Raw genomic sequence first — 14,910 nt, 5'->3', positions numbered from 1 at the left:
CATTAATTTGTATAGAAAAAGAGACGGAATGGAATAGATGGTCAAGGTCAGAGAGGATCAGCCTCAGCACTTCGACGGCAGTGTCGACCTGGGTGCCTGGCTGAATCGCCTGCAGGAACGTTATGGTGTTGGTGATACTGATAGCCTGAGGGAGGCCTGTGAGCTGGCTCAACAGGCTGAGCTGCTGGCATTGCAGCAAAGCGCTGTTGATGACACGGTCTGGCCTACGGGAAAAGGGTGTTTCCGAACCGGTCTGGAAATGGCGGATATCCTTGCTGAGCTGAAACTGGATATGGATACCCTGGTGGCTGCTGTCCTCTATCGAGCTGTCCGTGAAACCAAACTGTCTCTTGGCCAGGTTGAAGAGAATTTTGGCAAGGTGGTTGCCGGTCTGATCAAGGACGTTCAGGGCATGGCGGCCATCAGCACTATCCAGAATCCCAGAAGGCAGGTTCTGGATCATCGTCAGGACCAGCTGGAAAAAGTTCGCAAGATGCTGGTTTCCATTATTGACGATGTCCGTGTTGCCCTGATCAAACTGGCTGAGCGAACCTGTGCTATCCGTGCTGTTCAGCATGCCAGTAAGGAGAAACGACAGCGGGTTGCCAGGGAAGTTTTTGAAATCTATGCGCCGCTGGCTCACCGGCTGGGTATTGGTTATATCAAGTGGGAGCTGGAAGACCTCTCCTTTCGTTACCTCAAACCCCATGACTATAAGAAAATAGCCAAGCTGCTGGACGGAAAACGGCTTGATCGCCAGAAATACATAACCGATGTTGTCGATACTCTGAAAAGATCGCTATCGGATGCCCGAATCGAGGGTGATGTCAATGGACGGGTGAAGCACATTTACAGTATCTGGCGGAAGATGAAGCGGAAAAACGTCGATTTCCGTGATCTCTACGATATTCGTGCCGTTCGTATTCTCACCCATGAAGTCCGTGACTGTTATGCGGCACTGGGGGTGGTGCACTCTCTCTGGAATCATATTCCCAAAGAGTTCGATGATTACATTGCCACGCCGAAAGAGAATGGTTACCGCTCCCTGCATACGGCGGTGTTTGGCCCTGAAGGCAAAACGCTTGAAGTTCAGATACGTACCCATGATATGCATGAGGAAGCAGAGCTTGGGGTTTGCGCTCACTGGAAGTACAAGGGCACTGACGTTAATAGCCGCAGCGACAGCTACGAGGAAAAAATCTCCTGGCTGCGTCAGGTAATGGAGTGGCATGAAGACCTCGGTGATCTGGGTGAACTGGGTGGTCAATGGCGTGCGGATGTAGAGCCAGACCGAATCTATGTGTTTACCAAAGATGGGCATGTGGTTGATCTGTCGGTGGGAGCGACCCCTATCGATTTTGCCTACCGGATTCACTCTGAAGTGGGGAGTCGCTGCCGAGGTGCGAAAGTTGCCGGTCGTATTGTACCGTTAACCCATAAACTGAAAACCGGGGATCAGGTCGAAATTCTTACTGCTCCGAATGCCCATCCCAGTCGGGACTGGTTGAACCCTGACCTTGGCTATGTCACTACCAGTCGTGCCAGGGCCAAGATCACCAGCTGGTTTAAAAAACAGGATCGGGATGCCAATATCGCCGATGGTCAGGGCCTGCTGGAATTGGAACTTAAACGTCAAGCGTTGCATGGTGTGAATTACGCCGAGCTTGCCCAGGCTGTCAACTGCCTGTCACCCGATGATATGTTTGCGGGTATTGGTGCCGGTGACATAAAGCTTCGTCACGTGGTTTCACTGGCACAGAAGCAGGTTGCACCAGAAGAAGAGAAGACGTTTGAAATTCGCACCAAACCACAACAGGAGCGATTATCGGACAGCACCATTACCATTGATGGCGTTGGTAATCTACTGACTCAGATGGCGGGTTGCTGTCAGCCGGTGCCAGGGGACCAGATCATCGGTTATATTACCGTCGGACGTGGTGTCACGATTCACCGGGAAGACTGTAACACGGCACTGGCTTTGCGTAGTCGTGAGCCTGAGCGCCTGATAGAAGTTAACTGGGGAACCCGGCCTGACTACAGTTATCCTGTTGACGTCATCATTACGGCTTATGACCGCCCGGGCCTGTTAAGAGACATTACCGTGGTATTGGCTAATGATAAGGTAAATGTTCTCTCTTTGCAGACCCGTACCAGCAAAGAAGAGCATTTAGCCAGTATGCTGCTGACCATGGAAGTGCCAGGGCTGGAGAGCCTGGGACGCATTCTTGCCAAAATCAGTCAGTTACCCAATGTTATTGATGCCGTTCGTCATCGTAAAATGAGTTAAGCTATTCAGTCCGTTCCCACGCCCTGCGTGGGAACACCATCTTATTTAAAGCACTTAAACACCTGCAGGAGTCTGGTTTGTCACATTCCATTGATGATCTGATTATTTTGATGGCCAGACTCAGAGACAGAGAACATGGTTGTCCATGGGATCAGAAACAGACCTTTGCCACCATTGCCCCCTACACATTGGAAGAGGCCTGTGAAGTCGCCGATGCCATTGAGCGGGAAGATTACGACAACCTCAGGGAAGAACTGGGTGACCTGTTATTCCAGGTGATTTTTCATGCCCAGATGGCCAGGGAGAGCGGCTTTTTTGACTTTTCCGATATCAGCGAAGGGTTATTGGCAAAGTTGTTGCGTCGACACCCTCATGTCTTTCCTGATGGTAGCCTTGAGTCGTTTGCTGTTGGCCAGAAGCTGACGCCTGAACAAGTCAAACAAAAGTGGCAGGAAATAAAGGCTGAAGAAAAAAAGCAGAAAGGGCTGAAAAAGAGTCACTCCGCTATGCCTGATGATTTGCCGGTCATGTTGCCAACCTTGCAGCGTGCCGAAAAGATTCAGGCGGCAGCAGCAAGGGTGGGGTTTGACTGGCCAGAACCGGAGCCGGTGTTTGACAAGATTCACGAAGAGCTGGATGAAATCCGTGAAGCCAGAAGCGAAAGCCGGGAGCGGATTGCGGAAGAGGTGGGTGACCTGTTATTTGCCTGTGTCAATCTTGCCAGGCACCTTGGTGTTGATGCCGATATGGCATTGCGCAAAGCCTGCTGCAAATTTGCTGGTCGGTTCAGGAAAATGGAGGCCCTTGCCGCAGAACATGAGGAATGTTTTGAACAGTTGACGCTGGAAGAGATGGAAAGCTACTGGCAGCAGTGTAAGTAATCTGCTGATGATTCGTCTTGCCAAATTCATTGCTGATGCTGGTTGTTGCTCGCGGCGTCAGGCCTCACGACTGATTGACAGTGATCGTGTGCTGGTCAATAACCGGCCAGGATTGCATATTGATCGAGTAACCGACAGTGACTGTGTAACGGTTGATGGCCGGGAGCTGAAATCAGCAACCGCAAAAATATATTTTCTTTACAACAAGCCGATCGGCGTTGACTCCATTTGTGATGTCGGGAATCCAGCCAGCATTATTCACCACTTACCTGTGCTGAATGGAAATATGCGTGTTTTCCCCGTTGGCAGGCTGGATAAAGACTCCCATGGTTTAATGTTGCTGACCAACCATGGCGAGTTATGCCAGACATTGCTACATCCGGATTATTACCATGAAAAAGAATACCTGGTGACTGTCGATAAGCCAGTCACTGAGGCGTTTCTTTTGTCGATGGCGGCAGGTGTCAGCTATGGTGATGTAACCACAAAGCCCTGTCGCATAGGGAAGGCAGCCAGTCATGCCTTTCGGATTATTTTGACCCAGGGGTTGAATCGTCAGATACGGCGGATGTGTCAGGCGCTGGGTTATCGGGTAATGGATCTACAGCGCATTCGTATGGTGAACTTGCTGCTGGACGGTATCGAACCGAATCAGCATCGATGGCTTCTGGACGAAGAAATTTCAGGCCTGCTTCGGGCAACGGGCCATCAATAAGAAAGTGTGTCCCTGTTGTCGGTACCTCAGGTATGGATCCAGGATATCAGGGGGGACACTGTCCGGCTCCGGCTTGAAAAAGCCTGCTCCCTGGTAAAAATACTCAAGGTGAGCGAAGGGATAGCACCAGCAGTTGATAGTGTTGAGGTCATTCAGTGCTGCCCTCAAAAAAAACGAGCCAATACCCTTTCTTTGGGCATCTCTGGCCACCTGGACGCTTCTCAGAAGATAACCCCCGGATTTTGGACTGGCCCTGAGGCCAGCGACAATCTTTTCCTTCGGACAGCGGGCGACCCAGACCCGCTCATTACCCGATGCTTTTCCTTTATGTCCATTTTCTTTAAAAAAACGGTTAACCAGCGGAAAGGCGATCGGGTTGAGCTCCTCAACGGAGAGTGAAGCGGGCTCAGTCATTATTGCTGTTTTTTCCGGATGTTTTCTGGGCGGCTCCAAGAATGCCCCGCAACATATTCAACTCTTTGGCTTCGGGGCGGGCACGGTTGAAAAAGCGACGAAGCCGTGTCATGACCAGTCCCGGATGTTGTTGAATAATAAAATCGATGTCTGTCAGTGTGGATTCCAGGTGTTCATAAAACTTTTCCAGCTCCTGATTCAGAGGGTATTCCTGTTCCGGTTTTTCACCATGCCAGCCGTTCTTTTTTTTCAGCGAAGCTTTGAAGATCTCGTAACAGAGGATCTGAATGGCCGAGGCAACATTAAGTACCGGATACTCCGGATTCGCATCAATGCTGGTATGAAAGTGGCATCTTTCCAGTTCGCTGTTGGTAAGGCCCATGGTTTCCTGGCCAAATACCAGGGCAACAGGGGACTGGCGGGATTCTGAAAGCAGTTTTTCAGCGCATGATTCAGCCCCCAGCATGGGGCGTGAAAAAGAGTGGGTGCGTGTTCTGGCGCTGGTGCCAATGACCAGGGAGCAATCGGCAATGGCTTCATCCAGGGTGTTGAATACCCGGGCATTCTCAAGCACATCCAGCGCCCCGGCCGCCATTGAGTCCGCCTCCGGTGCCGGAAATCGCTGGGGGGTCACCAGGCAGAGGTCACTCAGCCCCATGGTTTTCATGGCCCGGGCTGCGGAGCCTATGTTGCCGGGGTGAAACGTATTGATAAGAATGATGCGAATATTCTGAAGCATGGTGACCAATGGTTAAATTACTGAAGAAGCTGTTCTGTCAGACAGCTTTGAACCACATAGTGAATCTGGCTCGTAATTATAGGGGGGGTAAGTACCTGAAAACCAGCCTGTATGCTCGTGGTGAGTGCCAATCGAGTTATGTACAATGCACTCCACGTCTTCAGTAGCCCGGGAAATACAATCAAAAGATGAGTCAAAGTACGCAAAAGCAGGCCTATCGCTGGTTGTTAAGGCAGATGAGGCCGGCCCGGCAATGGCTGCTTACCTCCATGGTTCTGGGTTTGCTCAATGGAGTCTTGCTGATTATTCAGGCTTCGATCATGGCAGGCATGATTTATCAGTTGGTCATTGAGGATGCAACCCGGGAGGGTTTAACGGACGATTTTCTCTGGGTTCTGCTGCTGGTTGTGGTCCGTGGAGCCTGTGCCTGGGGGCGTGAGTTTTGCGGTTTCCGGGCGGGAGCCTGTGTTCGGGTAGCAGTGCGTCAGCTGCTGCTGGATAAGTTACGCCGTCTTGGCCCCCTGGTTATTGGTGAGCGGCCTGCAGGCAGCTGGTCGGCAGTAGTGGTTGAACAGGTGGAAGAGCTCCAGGAGTTTATTGCCAAATACCTGCCCCAGCTGGCTCTGGCAGTGATGATACCGGCTATTATGCTGGTGGTTGCTTTTCCCCAAAGTTGGGTGGTCGGCATTATTTTCCTGGGAACGGCACCACTGATTCCTTTTTTTATGGTCCTTGTAGGCATGAAAGCCGCCCAGGCCAACCGGAAAAACTTTCAGGCACTCTCTCGTTTGGGGGGCTTCTTTCTTGATCGGCTACAAGGGCTGGAAACGCTCAAACTGTTTCAGCGAACCCGTTTTGCACAAACACAGTTGGCCGATGCCAGTGAAGACTTTCGGATAAAAACCATGCAGGTACTCCGCCTGGCTTTTCTGTCATCCACGGTGCTGGAGTTTTTTGCGTCGGTGTCCATTGCCCTTGTGGCGGTATTTTTGGGGATGAGTTTTCTTGGTCACATTACCTTTGGTGGCGAAGTCACGCTGTATACCGGACTGTTTCTGCTGTTGCTGGCTCCTGAATACTATCAGCCATTGCGTGAGCTGGGAGTTTACTACCATGCCAAAGCCAAAGCGGTAGGTGCGACGGAAGAGATTCTGGACGTATTATCACGGGAGGAACCGGAGGCGCACCGTGGCGGGTTGTCTTTACCACAAGCCATGCCGCTGACCCTGGAAGTAAAAGAACTATCCGTTTCGGCACCCACAAGGTCTGCTGCTGGCACAGAATCGACCGATGAATCAGCAAATAAGCATCATCTTTTACTGGAACGTCTGTCTTTTAAAATTGAGCCAGGAAGTCGTGTCGGTATTATTGGCAGTAGCGGGGCCGGTAAAACAACGTTGATTAATACGCTAATGGGTTTCTGCAACTATCAGGGCGAGATAAAAATAGGGGGGCAATCCCTCGCAGATACTCAGCTTGAAAGCTGGCGCAACGAGATTGCCTGGCTGGGGCAGCAGCCACTGATCATCCACGGTTCCGTTTATGACAATATTGTTTTTGGCAGAGAGGCCTTTGGGCAAGTTGTTTCCCGTGAGCAGTGCCTTGAAGCGCTGGCCAGGGCACAGGGGATGGACATTCTGGCTAACCTGCCCGATGGACTGGACAGTGTACTTAAGGAGCAGGGCGGTAACCTGTCGGTTGGTCAGGCCCAGCGGATTGCCCTGGCAAGGGCCCTGGTGCTGCCGGTACGGTTTTTAATTCTGGATGAACCGACAGCCAGCCTGGATTCAGTCAGTGAGCGCCTGGTGCTGGACGCCCTGGATGCCATACCGGATGAATGCACTGTGATCACCATTACCCATCGAATCAGCCAGCTCAATGTCATGGATCAGATATTGATGCTGGAAAAAGGAAGGCTGGTGGCTGACGGCTCTCCGGCAACGCTGGCCAGGGAAAGTTCTCTGTATCAGCAGTTCATCCACATGAACAGCGGGAGTATGGACGATGAATGACCTGTGGCCTTTTCTGAAATTGTATCGTCAACACTTGGGGTTGTTGTCATTGGGCGTCTTGCTGGCGATAGTTACCTTACTGGCGAGTCTCAGCCTGCTTTCACTGTCTGGCTGGTTTATTACCGCTACAGCCATTGCCGGACTGACCTTTGCCACAGCCCAGAGCTTTAACTTCTTTACCCCGGGAGCAGGTGTTCGAGGGTTTTCCATAGCCCGTACAGCGGCTCGCTATGCAGAACGCCTGGTGAGCCATGATGCTACTTTCCGGTTGTTGTCAGGCCTGCGCAGCTGGTTTTTCAGTAAATTGATTCCCATCTCCCAGGAGCAGCTGGGACAGTATCGTAAGGGGGAGCTGCTTGATCGGCTGGTGGCTGATATTGACGCATTGGATCAGCTCTATCTGAGGTTGGTCAGCCCATTACTGTCTGCGGTCACTGTTGCCCTGTTGTTTTCACTGTTTATCGCCTTTTTCAGTACTACGGTGGCAATGGTGGTATTGCTGGTGATGATGCTCTGGATTATCGCCATGCCCCTGCTGTTTTATGTGCTGGGTCGCAGGACCGGGGAATCAATGGGTGTCAGGCAGGCGCGCTTGCGACAGGAGGTGCTGGATTATCTGCAGGGTATGGCGGAACAGCAGATCTATGGCAGTGATGCCAATAGCCGCGCCACGATGGCTGAATCGGAAAAAAAACTGATTGCTGACCAGTCCCGAATGGCAGTGATGGAAGGGTTCGGCTCAGCCCTGTTTGTTTCCGGCTCCGGTGCGGCGACATTACTGGTATTGTATATTGCCAGTGGTGAGATGAGCACAGGCCTGTTCAGTGGGCCGGTCATGGTGATGATGGTGTTTGGGATGCTGGCCAGTTTTGAAGCGCTGATGCCGCTTCCCGTTGCCTTTCAGTTTTTCAGCCATACGCGACATGCGGCCAGCCGTTTGCGTCAGGTGGTGGACTCACCGGTGGTTGTATTTCCAGAGGAGGCGTCCGCAGAAGTATTAAGGGGTGAGGTTCAGTTTAGGGAGGTGTCTTGTTGCTATGCCAATAACAGCTATGCCAATACCCCGCCAGTCATTAATAAGCTATCCCTGCACATTCCTGCTGGCTGCCGTGTTGCCCTGCTTGGCAAAACCGGATGCGGTAAATCAACGCTAATCAAGTTGTTGAGCCGTGGGCTGGAGCCTAAGGGTGGCGTGATTTTACTGGATGGGCAGGTGATTCAGGGATTTTCAGAACAGGCTCTTTACCGGGCGATAACGTTTGTGCCTCAGAAAACCCATGTTTTCAGTGCGACGCTCAGGGAGAATCTGTTGTTGGCTGCGCCAGCGGCAAGTGATGATCAACTTTTATCCGTCGTTCAAGATTCAGGTCTGGACGGGCTTGCCGCTGCCAGGGAAAACGGTGATGAATTGCTGGATATTTGGCTGGGACAAGGCGGCATTGCATTATCCGGTGGAGAGCAGCGTCGTCTGGCTATTGCCCGGGCTATGCTGAAACCAGCGCCCATACTGGTGATGGATGAGCCGGGTGAAGGGCTGGATGTTCAGAGTGAACAGGCGCTTATGGGTACGGTTTTGCGTCAATTCAAAGACAGTACCATCATTATGATCACACATAAGAAAACTTCCCTGGCAAAGATGGATCAGGTCTTCCGAATGGAAAATGGCAGTCTGATCAATCTGAGATGAGATACCTTGGGCTGTTGATATTTTGTTGTGTGCTCAGCAGGGCTGGTTAACGAAACGTCAATAGGTCCTGGTGCTGTACTGACTTGTACAGGTCTTTTTCAGGCCAGTCTTCTATTAAACTTTTGCGAATCTCAGAACGTTCCTGTTCACTCAACCGGCAAATATCTTTTCCTGCAACGCCTGAATAGTAATGCCACATCCAGGTTTTATTAACTGGGTTGGGAATAATAAAATACCGTCTTCCGTAAAAGCTTTTGGTTTTTTCAACAGAAGCCCGGTCAAAAGGTGACAAACCTTTTTCTTTTAAATCAAAATCATCAAGAAGGTCACCGACAAACAGTCTGACATCATATTTTTTTCCATTGATCCTGCCGGATGTGATGGCTTTTCGCTGGTGTTCTTTGTCACAGCTTTTTTTATTGACTGGGCAGTATTTGGAGCGGTTCAACAGGTTAGTCCGGGTAACTTTGGGGAAGCCATTGTAAACAAGCTGTTTCAAGGTGAGGCTTTCTACATCGCCCTTATGGCCTGATCGGCCGGAAGAGTGTTCCCGGGCCGTTAAATAAAAGATTTCATAACCCAGTGCGGCCGCTTTGTTTAAAAACTCCCTGGCTCCGGGAATAGAGGTAGCTTCAAGCTGCTTTTCATAGTTCCTCATCTTCTCTTCAGGTTCAGTAAATGTTTTACAAAGTGGTGGAGCTAAATGAAACGGAGGGTAGTCTATTAGCGTGCCGTCAATATCAACAACAATCGCCGGATTATTGGCATGGCGGTTTTCGGGGGCTTCAAGGGCCTTGCTGGCAAGGTTATAGGTCTGAAGGGCGGTGGCATTGAAATCTGCAGATTTCCTGATCCAGAGATCAGCCATTATAATGTGCTGCCAGTAGCTCTCGGGAACAGGTACGGGTAACTCTTTGTCGTTAACCTCCTGTATTCGGACCCTGTGTTTTTCTTCAGGACTCAGTGTCCGGTAGTCTTTGCTGATCGCTTCTTCCCAGAATCCGTAAACGGTGTTTGGCAGAATAAACCATTGGGTGCCAAGTTTATCCTGATGCTGACTTACCCACTTTTTCTTTTCAGGATAAAGACCTTTATCGACTTCACCGAGATCCTCCAGCTGGTCACCAAATAGCATGATTGGGTGGTAGCCCGCTTTTATGATGTGCTGTCGTTTGTCCTCCTTACTGAGGGTAACGTTCCTTTCTTCTTGTAGAATGACGTGATTTTCACTGCTGACCGGATAACCCAATTGCTTGAGTTTATTGATAGTAATGGCTTTTACATCGTTGAAACGGCCGCTGATATAGAATATTTCAATGCCCAGGCTATTGGCTTTTTTCAGGAAGTCAACGGATCCTGGCAGGGCCTCGGCTTCTTGATGATTCCACCAGAACCTTGATCGTTCAATGCTCCGGGATTCATTCGTGTCAACCATACTGGTAAAATAAGGGGTGCCGGATATCAGCGTATCATCAATATCAGTAATTATTGCAGGCTTTTTACTTTCAGGTATCCTTTTCAAAATAGCTTCCAGTTGATCCGTCGCGCTGTTGAAACTCTGGTAAAAGTAAGCGGCATATTCTCCTGAATGCTGTTGCCAGTTTGCGGCAATGATAACCTCATTGTTTAAATCTTTCTGATCAAAGCTATTTGCAGGGAATGATTGTGAACTGAGTAATGGTGAAAGTAATAAAGCAGCCAAAACTTTCTTATGTACTTTCTTTTCTACTTTTTTTTTCGTAGGGCGCCGAGTTTTCATGATTCTGATTGTGATAATTCTATTTGTGGTAATAGTGACCGCATCAGAATAGACGAAAAGGCATAAAGTATATGGAAGCGTTTGCTCTCAGTTTAATGACGAATAAGTTCTTTTTTATTGACACTGTCGATAAGACAGTCGTTTGATGCCCTGGCTTTCAGTCAGGGCAGTTGGAGGCATTTTTACTGCTGGGCATGAAAAGCCTGGGCATTGATTTCCTGGCTTTCGTCCCCCATCAGGTAAAGATAAACCGGCATAATGTCTTCTGGCGTTGGCAGTTTTTCCGGGTCTTCCCCTGGAAAGGCAGAAGCTCTCATTGCCGTACGGGTACCGCCAGGATTGATGCTGTTGGCACGCACAGAACTGATACCGTCCTCCTCGTCCGCTAAAATTTGCATCAGGCCCTCGGTGGCAAATTTTGACACGCTATAGGCTCCCCAGTGGGCCCGTCCCCGGTGACCAACTCCGGACGAGGTAAAAATCACCGATGCTTTTTCTGACAGGCGGAGAATGGGCAGCAGCTCCCGGGTCATCATAAAGGCGGAATTCAGATTCACCTGCATGATTCGCAGCCAGGTTTCTGTTGGAAACTGGCTGATGGGTTTCAGCTCACCAAGCAGGCTGGCGTTGTGTAACAGACCGTCAAGCCGACCGAATTCGTTCTCAATGGTTTCTGCAAGATTAATGAAATCGATATCACCAGCACTTTCCAGATTTAGTGGGTAAATGGCTGGCTGTGGCCATTGATTGAGTTCGATTTCATCGTACACCGCTTCCAGTTTTTTAGTATTTCTGCCCAGGAGAATGACGGTGGCACCGTGGCGGGCATAAGTGAGGGCGGCGACCCGGCCAATACCACTGCCAGACCCGGTTACCAGTATGACTTTATCCTTCAGCAGGTCTTTCGGAGCCTGGTAGGTAAACATAATATTACTCCCTGGTTTTTTAGTTTGCTGAGCTATTGTCAGGTGTCAGAAAGTCTGTCAAGCATGAGATTTGTCTTTGATGATTTGCCAGTTGTGCTGTTCAAACCAGCGATGCAGCTGCTGTACATTGTCGATATTCAGGTCTGCACACCACTGCGTGGGATCGTCTCCTTCAGCAATGTAGCCATAATGCGCAGCAACGGTGATCATGCCTGCCTCTTTTCCAGCTTCGATATCACGAAGATGGTCGCCAATATAGACGCTGAACTGTGGTGAACTACCGGACTGTCGGCAGGCAAGAAAGAGTGCTTCCGGGTCTGGTTTCGGCTTTTTGACATCCTCCGGGCAGACAATGGCATGACTGCGCTCAAGCAGGCCAATTTGCCGGATCAATGAGAGGGCATAGGGTCTGGGTTTATTGGTGACAATACCCCAGGCAATATCACGGTGCTCAAGTGCTTCGATCAGTGATTCTATGCCAGGGTAGGGTCGGGCGAAGGATGAACGACTTTGGTCCTGGATATGCCGGTCATAGTATTGCAGAAACAGGGCCCTTTTCTGTTCCAGCTCATCACCGGGCGCAAGATTGAAGGCAAGCTTCATCAGCGCCCGAGAGCCTGCAGAAACATTCTGCCGGATCAAATGGCTATCCATCGCCGGGTGCTGGTGATCAGCCAGCATTTGATTCACGGTAATCACAAAATCCTCTGCGGTGTCCAGCAGGGTGCCGTCCAGATCAAAAAAAACGCCTTCAATGGCTGTCATCATCGTTACTCTTGGTTGTATCAGTCGGTGGTCAGGAGGCTGGCTTTGCACCATAAATCAGGTAATTGACGTCTACGTCTTTCGGGTTGAGCCGGTAGACTCTGGTCAAAGGGTTGTAGGTCATCCCGGTCATGTCATGAACAGTGAGCCCGGCTTTTCTCATGTCCCGACTTAACTCGCTGGGCTTGATAAACTTGTTGTGTTCATGGGTGCCTTTGGGCAGCAGTTTGAGGATGTATTCCGCGCCGACGATGGCAAAAAGGAATGACTTCGGGTTGCGGTTGATGGTGGCAAAAAAGATCTGTCCACCCGGTTTCAGGAGTTTGCTGCAGGCGTTGATGACGGACGCTGGATCGGGGACGTGTTCCAGCATTTCCAGGCAGGTAACTACATCAAACTGGCCGGGCATCTCTTCGGCCAGTTCTTCAGCGGTGATTCGGCGATAGTTGACCTCAACGCCACTTTCCATGCTGTGCAGGCGGGCAACAGACAGGGGGGCTTCGCCCATATCAATGCCGGTGACCCGGGCACCCCGTTGCGCCATGGACTCACTCAGGATGCCGCCGCCGCAGCCAATATCCACCACCTGTTTGCCGGCCAGTCCGACACGTTCATCAATATAATTCAGGCGCAGGGGGTTGATCTCATGAAGCGGCCTGAATTCACTGTCCGGGTCCCACCAGCGGCTGGCCAGTTGTTCAAATTTGGCGATTTCTCCGAGGTCCACATTTTGGGCTGAGCGCATGTCGGGCATGGGTTCTGGTCCGTCAAAGCAGTGTGATTGAAGCAGTCAGGGTTGTTATAGGTGTGGATTATACCGTTAATCCTGCAGCCGACCACAGTGTTGAGTTCTGGGAGTGAGAAATTGAACGTTAGTGATGAGGTTAATGTGATCAGGAAGAGGTAAGGCTGAACCTTCAAGTACAGCCTTATGGAGGTTTCGTTATTGAGACGTTTGTCTGTCAATAGTCAACGCTGTTAATTTTCGAAGGGTTTGAGGCGACTGGGGTCCAGCTTTACTGCTTTGCTTGGTTTGGTTGCTACAACAATAGGCTCATTTTTTTCAGCAGGCACTGTTTTAGTTGGTTTTGTTTTGTTACATACCGCCTCAGCCTTCTCAAGAGCACGCTGGGCAAGTTGTATTTTCTGATTTTCGTCTATTTTTGTACCCTTGTTAATTGCTTCAGATAGTAAATTGACATAGTTTTTCAACAGTTCTTTGTCTTTGACAGACCGTAGCCCATTAAAACATGCAATCTTTACTTTGGGTGGCAAAGAGCTTGCGTAGTCTTCTCCTTCCTCAAGAACTTTCTGAAATTTGTTCGGGTCCAGACCTGCTTGTTTGATGTGTTGAGCGTTTAATATCATGCTAACAATCCTTTGTTGAGTTTAAGTGCCAAGCGTCATTGCTTACTTCAAATCTAGACCGGTTCAGGAAAAAACACAGGTTTACTCTGTCGGCACTTTTTTGACGTTTTTCCTGAAAGCGGTCAGCCGCCCAGTGCCACTGGTGGACAGGCAAAAAACATATTCCCAAAGTGGTTGATGTATCTCGCGAATAAGGCATGAATTGTGGTAACATTGCGGTTTTGAAAATCAATTACCTTAGGCGATCATTCCATTAAGATGCTCTGGGAAAGGGCATTTTTTCTGTTTGGATAAGACCTTATTATCGGTATCCTGATCCACAGAACTGGAATGGATGCTGACCGCTATCTGTTGGCCGTAAGCAAAAGGACGACTGGGTTTCCATGACTGAAATTGCCAAAGAGATTCTCCCGGTAAATATTGAAGATGAACTCAAGCAGTCCTATCTGGACTACGCCATGAGTGTCATCGTTGGTCGTGCCCTGCCTGACGTACGTGACGGGCTTAAGCCCGTGCACCGGCGCGTATTGTTCGCCATGAGCGAATTGGGCAACGACTGGAACAAACCCTACAAAAAATCTGCCCGTGTGGTCGGGGATGTGATCGGTAAATACCATCCTCACGGCGACTCTGCGGTCTATGACACCATTGTCCGGATGGCGCAGCCATTTTCCCTGCGCTACATGCTGGTGGACGGTCAGGGTAACTTCGGCTCCATTGACGGTGACTCCGCCGCAGCGATGCGTTATACGGAAATCCGGATGGACAAGATCGCCCATCAGTTGCTGGCGGATCTCGACAAGGAAACCGTAGACTATGTGCCTAACTACGATGGCACAGAGCAGATTCCTGCCGTTTTACCCACCCGTGTCCCTAACCTGCTGGTGAATGGCTCCGCCGGTATCGCGGTGGGCATGGCCACCAATATCCCGCCTCACAATATGACCGAGGTGGTGAATGGCTGTCTGGCGCTTCTGGACGATGAAGCGCTGACGGTTGATGACCTGATGGAGTACATCCCGGGGCCAGACTTCCCTACCGCAGCGATTATCAATGGTCGGGCTGGTATCCTTCAGGCCTATCGCTCCGGTCGTGGTCGCATCTACATTCGTGCCAGGGCCGATATCGAGCACGATGAAAAGAAAAACAAAAGCACCATTATCGTTACCGAGATACCTTATCAGCTGAATAAGGCACGGCTTATTGAGAAGATTGCCGAGCTGGTAAAAGACCGCAAGATTGAGGGTATTTCCGAGCTGCGCGATGAGTCTGACAAAGACGGCCTGCGTGTGGTTATCGAGCTTCGCCGTGGTGAAAATGCCGAGGTGGTGCTCAATAACCTGTATGCCCAGACCCA

The 14,910-nt window shown here is 50.3% G+C and carries 13 protein-coding genes; 6 read left to right on the top strand and 7 right to left on the bottom strand.

Going from position 1 to position 14,910, the window contains the following annotated elements; all coding sequences use genetic code 11:
- Positions 1-37 precede the first annotated feature (37 nt).
- The 3 genes from relA to KDK13_RS08315 all read left to right on the top strand — a co-directional run bounded on the left by relA (position 38) and on the right by KDK13_RS08315 (position 3,883).
- Entirely contained in the window at positions 38-2,287 is a 2,250-nt protein-coding gene (gene relA / locus KDK13_RS08325; protein ID WP_257284516.1) for a GTP diphosphokinase, read from the top strand.
- Between the two features lie 77 nt (positions 2,288-2,364).
- Positions 2,365-3,168, top strand: coding sequence for a nucleoside triphosphate pyrophosphohydrolase (gene mazG / locus KDK13_RS08320; protein ID WP_257284515.1), 804 nt, complete (start codon positions 2,365-2,367; stop codon positions 3,166-3,168).
- Positions 3,169-3,175: 7 nt separating this feature from the next.
- Positions 3,176-3,883, top strand: a complete 708-nt coding sequence (locus KDK13_RS08315) for a pseudouridine synthase (protein WP_257284514.1) — start codon at positions 3,176-3,178, stop codon at positions 3,881-3,883.
- Here the strand turns inward: KDK13_RS08315 and KDK13_RS08310 are convergent.
- Both KDK13_RS08310 and trmJ read right to left on the bottom strand, forming a co-directional pair.
- Positions 3,851-4,297, bottom strand: coding sequence for a GNAT family N-acetyltransferase (locus tag KDK13_RS08310; protein WP_257284513.1), 447 nt, complete (start codon positions 4,295-4,297; stop codon positions 3,851-3,853). The genes KDK13_RS08315 and KDK13_RS08310 overlap by 33 nt on opposite strands.
- Entirely contained in the window at positions 4,290-5,036 is a 747-nt protein-coding gene (gene trmJ, locus KDK13_RS08305; RefSeq protein ID WP_257284512.1) for a tRNA (cytosine(32)/uridine(32)-2'-O)-methyltransferase TrmJ, read from the bottom strand. The genes KDK13_RS08310 and trmJ overlap by 8 nt, the downstream gene beginning before the upstream one ends.
- A 188-nt stretch (positions 5,037-5,224) precedes the next feature.
- On the opposite strand from trmJ, the gene cydD reads away from it, so the two are divergent.
- Entirely contained in the window at positions 5,225-7,048 is a 1,824-nt protein-coding gene (gene cydD / locus KDK13_RS08300; RefSeq protein ID WP_257284511.1) for a cysteine/glutathione ABC transporter permease/ATP-binding protein CydD, read from the top strand.
- Positions 7,041-8,735: a cysteine/glutathione ABC transporter ATP-binding protein/permease CydC gene (gene cydC, locus KDK13_RS08295; protein ID WP_257284510.1), complete on the top strand. Its 1,695-nt coding sequence runs from the start codon at positions 7,041-7,043 to the stop codon at positions 8,733-8,735. Before cydD ends, cydC begins: the two co-directional genes overlap by 8 nt.
- Positions 8,736-8,781: 46 nt before the next feature.
- Here cydC and KDK13_RS08290 read toward each other — a convergent pair whose 3' ends face one another.
- The 5 genes from KDK13_RS08290 to KDK13_RS08270 form a co-directional block, all read right to left on the bottom strand.
- Positions 8,782-10,437, bottom strand: coding sequence for an HAD family acid phosphatase (locus KDK13_RS08290; protein ID WP_257284509.1), 1,656 nt, complete (start codon positions 10,435-10,437; stop codon positions 8,782-8,784).
- Between the two features lie 239 nt (positions 10,438-10,676).
- Positions 10,677-11,420 carry a YciK family oxidoreductase gene (locus KDK13_RS08285; RefSeq protein WP_257284508.1) on the bottom strand — a complete coding sequence of 248 codons (744 nt, stop codon included), beginning with the start codon at positions 11,418-11,420 and terminating at the stop codon, positions 10,677-10,679.
- Between the two features lie 57 nt (positions 11,421-11,477).
- Positions 11,478-12,188: an HAD family hydrolase gene (locus KDK13_RS08280; RefSeq protein ID WP_257284507.1), complete on the bottom strand. Its 711-nt coding sequence runs from the start codon at positions 12,186-12,188 to the stop codon at positions 11,478-11,480.
- Between the two features lie 28 nt (positions 12,189-12,216).
- On the bottom strand, positions 12,217-12,930 hold the full coding sequence (gene ubiG / locus KDK13_RS08275) for a bifunctional 2-polyprenyl-6-hydroxyphenol methylase/3-demethylubiquinol 3-O-methyltransferase UbiG (protein ID WP_306671048.1): 714 nt from the start codon (positions 12,928-12,930) through the stop codon (positions 12,217-12,219).
- Between the two features lie 233 nt (positions 12,931-13,163).
- Complete coding sequence (locus tag KDK13_RS08270; RefSeq protein ID WP_257284505.1) at positions 13,164-13,553, bottom strand: hypothetical protein; 390 nt, start codon at positions 13,551-13,553, stop codon at positions 13,164-13,166.
- A gap of 383 nt (positions 13,554-13,936) precedes the next feature.
- Between KDK13_RS08270 and KDK13_RS08265 the strand changes: the two genes are divergently transcribed.
- The coding region (locus KDK13_RS08265; protein ID WP_306671046.1) for a DNA gyrase subunit A at positions 13,937-14,910 on the top strand (974 nt) is incomplete at its 3' end.

Source organism: Endozoicomonas sp. SESOKO1, assembly GCF_024606265.1.
GTDB lineage: Bacteria > Pseudomonadota > Gammaproteobacteria > Pseudomonadales > Endozoicomonadaceae > Endozoicomonas.
Note: the sequence above shows the minus strand (reverse complement) of the source record. Positions and strands in the feature narration are given on the sequence as shown.

What these genes read in the sequence shown, in the direction of transcription:
- relA (WP_257284516.1), top strand. Translation starts at nt 38, where the DNA reads ATGGTCAAGGTCAGAGAGGATCAGCCTCAGCACTTCGACGGCAGTGTC.
- KDK13_RS08280 (WP_257284507.1), bottom strand. Translation starts at nt 12,188, where the DNA reads ATGATGACAGCCATTGAAGGCGTTTTTTTTGATCTGGACGGCACCCTG.
- KDK13_RS08310 (WP_257284513.1), bottom strand. Translation starts at nt 4,297, where the DNA reads ATGACTGAGCCCGCTTCACTCTCCGTTGAGGAGCTCAACCCGATCGCC.
- trmJ (WP_257284512.1), bottom strand. Translation starts at nt 5,036, where the DNA reads ATGCTTCAGAATATTCGCATCATTCTTATCAATACGTTTCACCCCGGC.
- KDK13_RS08270 (WP_257284505.1), bottom strand. Translation starts at nt 13,553, where the DNA reads ATGATATTAAACGCTCAACACATCAAACAAGCAGGTCTGGACCCGAAC.
- cydD (WP_257284511.1), top strand. Translation starts at nt 5,225, where the DNA reads ATGAGTCAAAGTACGCAAAAGCAGGCCTATCGCTGGTTGTTAAGGCAG.
- KDK13_RS08315 (WP_257284514.1), top strand. Translation starts at nt 3,176, where the DNA reads ATGATTCGTCTTGCCAAATTCATTGCTGATGCTGGTTGTTGCTCGCGG.
- cydC (WP_257284510.1), top strand. Translation starts at nt 7,041, where the DNA reads ATGAATGACCTGTGGCCTTTTCTGAAATTGTATCGTCAACACTTGGGG.
- KDK13_RS08285 (WP_257284508.1), bottom strand. Translation starts at nt 11,420, where the DNA reads ATGTTTACCTACCAGGCTCCGAAAGACCTGCTGAAGGATAAAGTCATA.
- ubiG (WP_306671048.1), bottom strand. Translation starts at nt 12,930, where the DNA reads ATGCGCTCAGCCCAAAATGTGGACCTCGGAGAAATCGCCAAATTTGAA.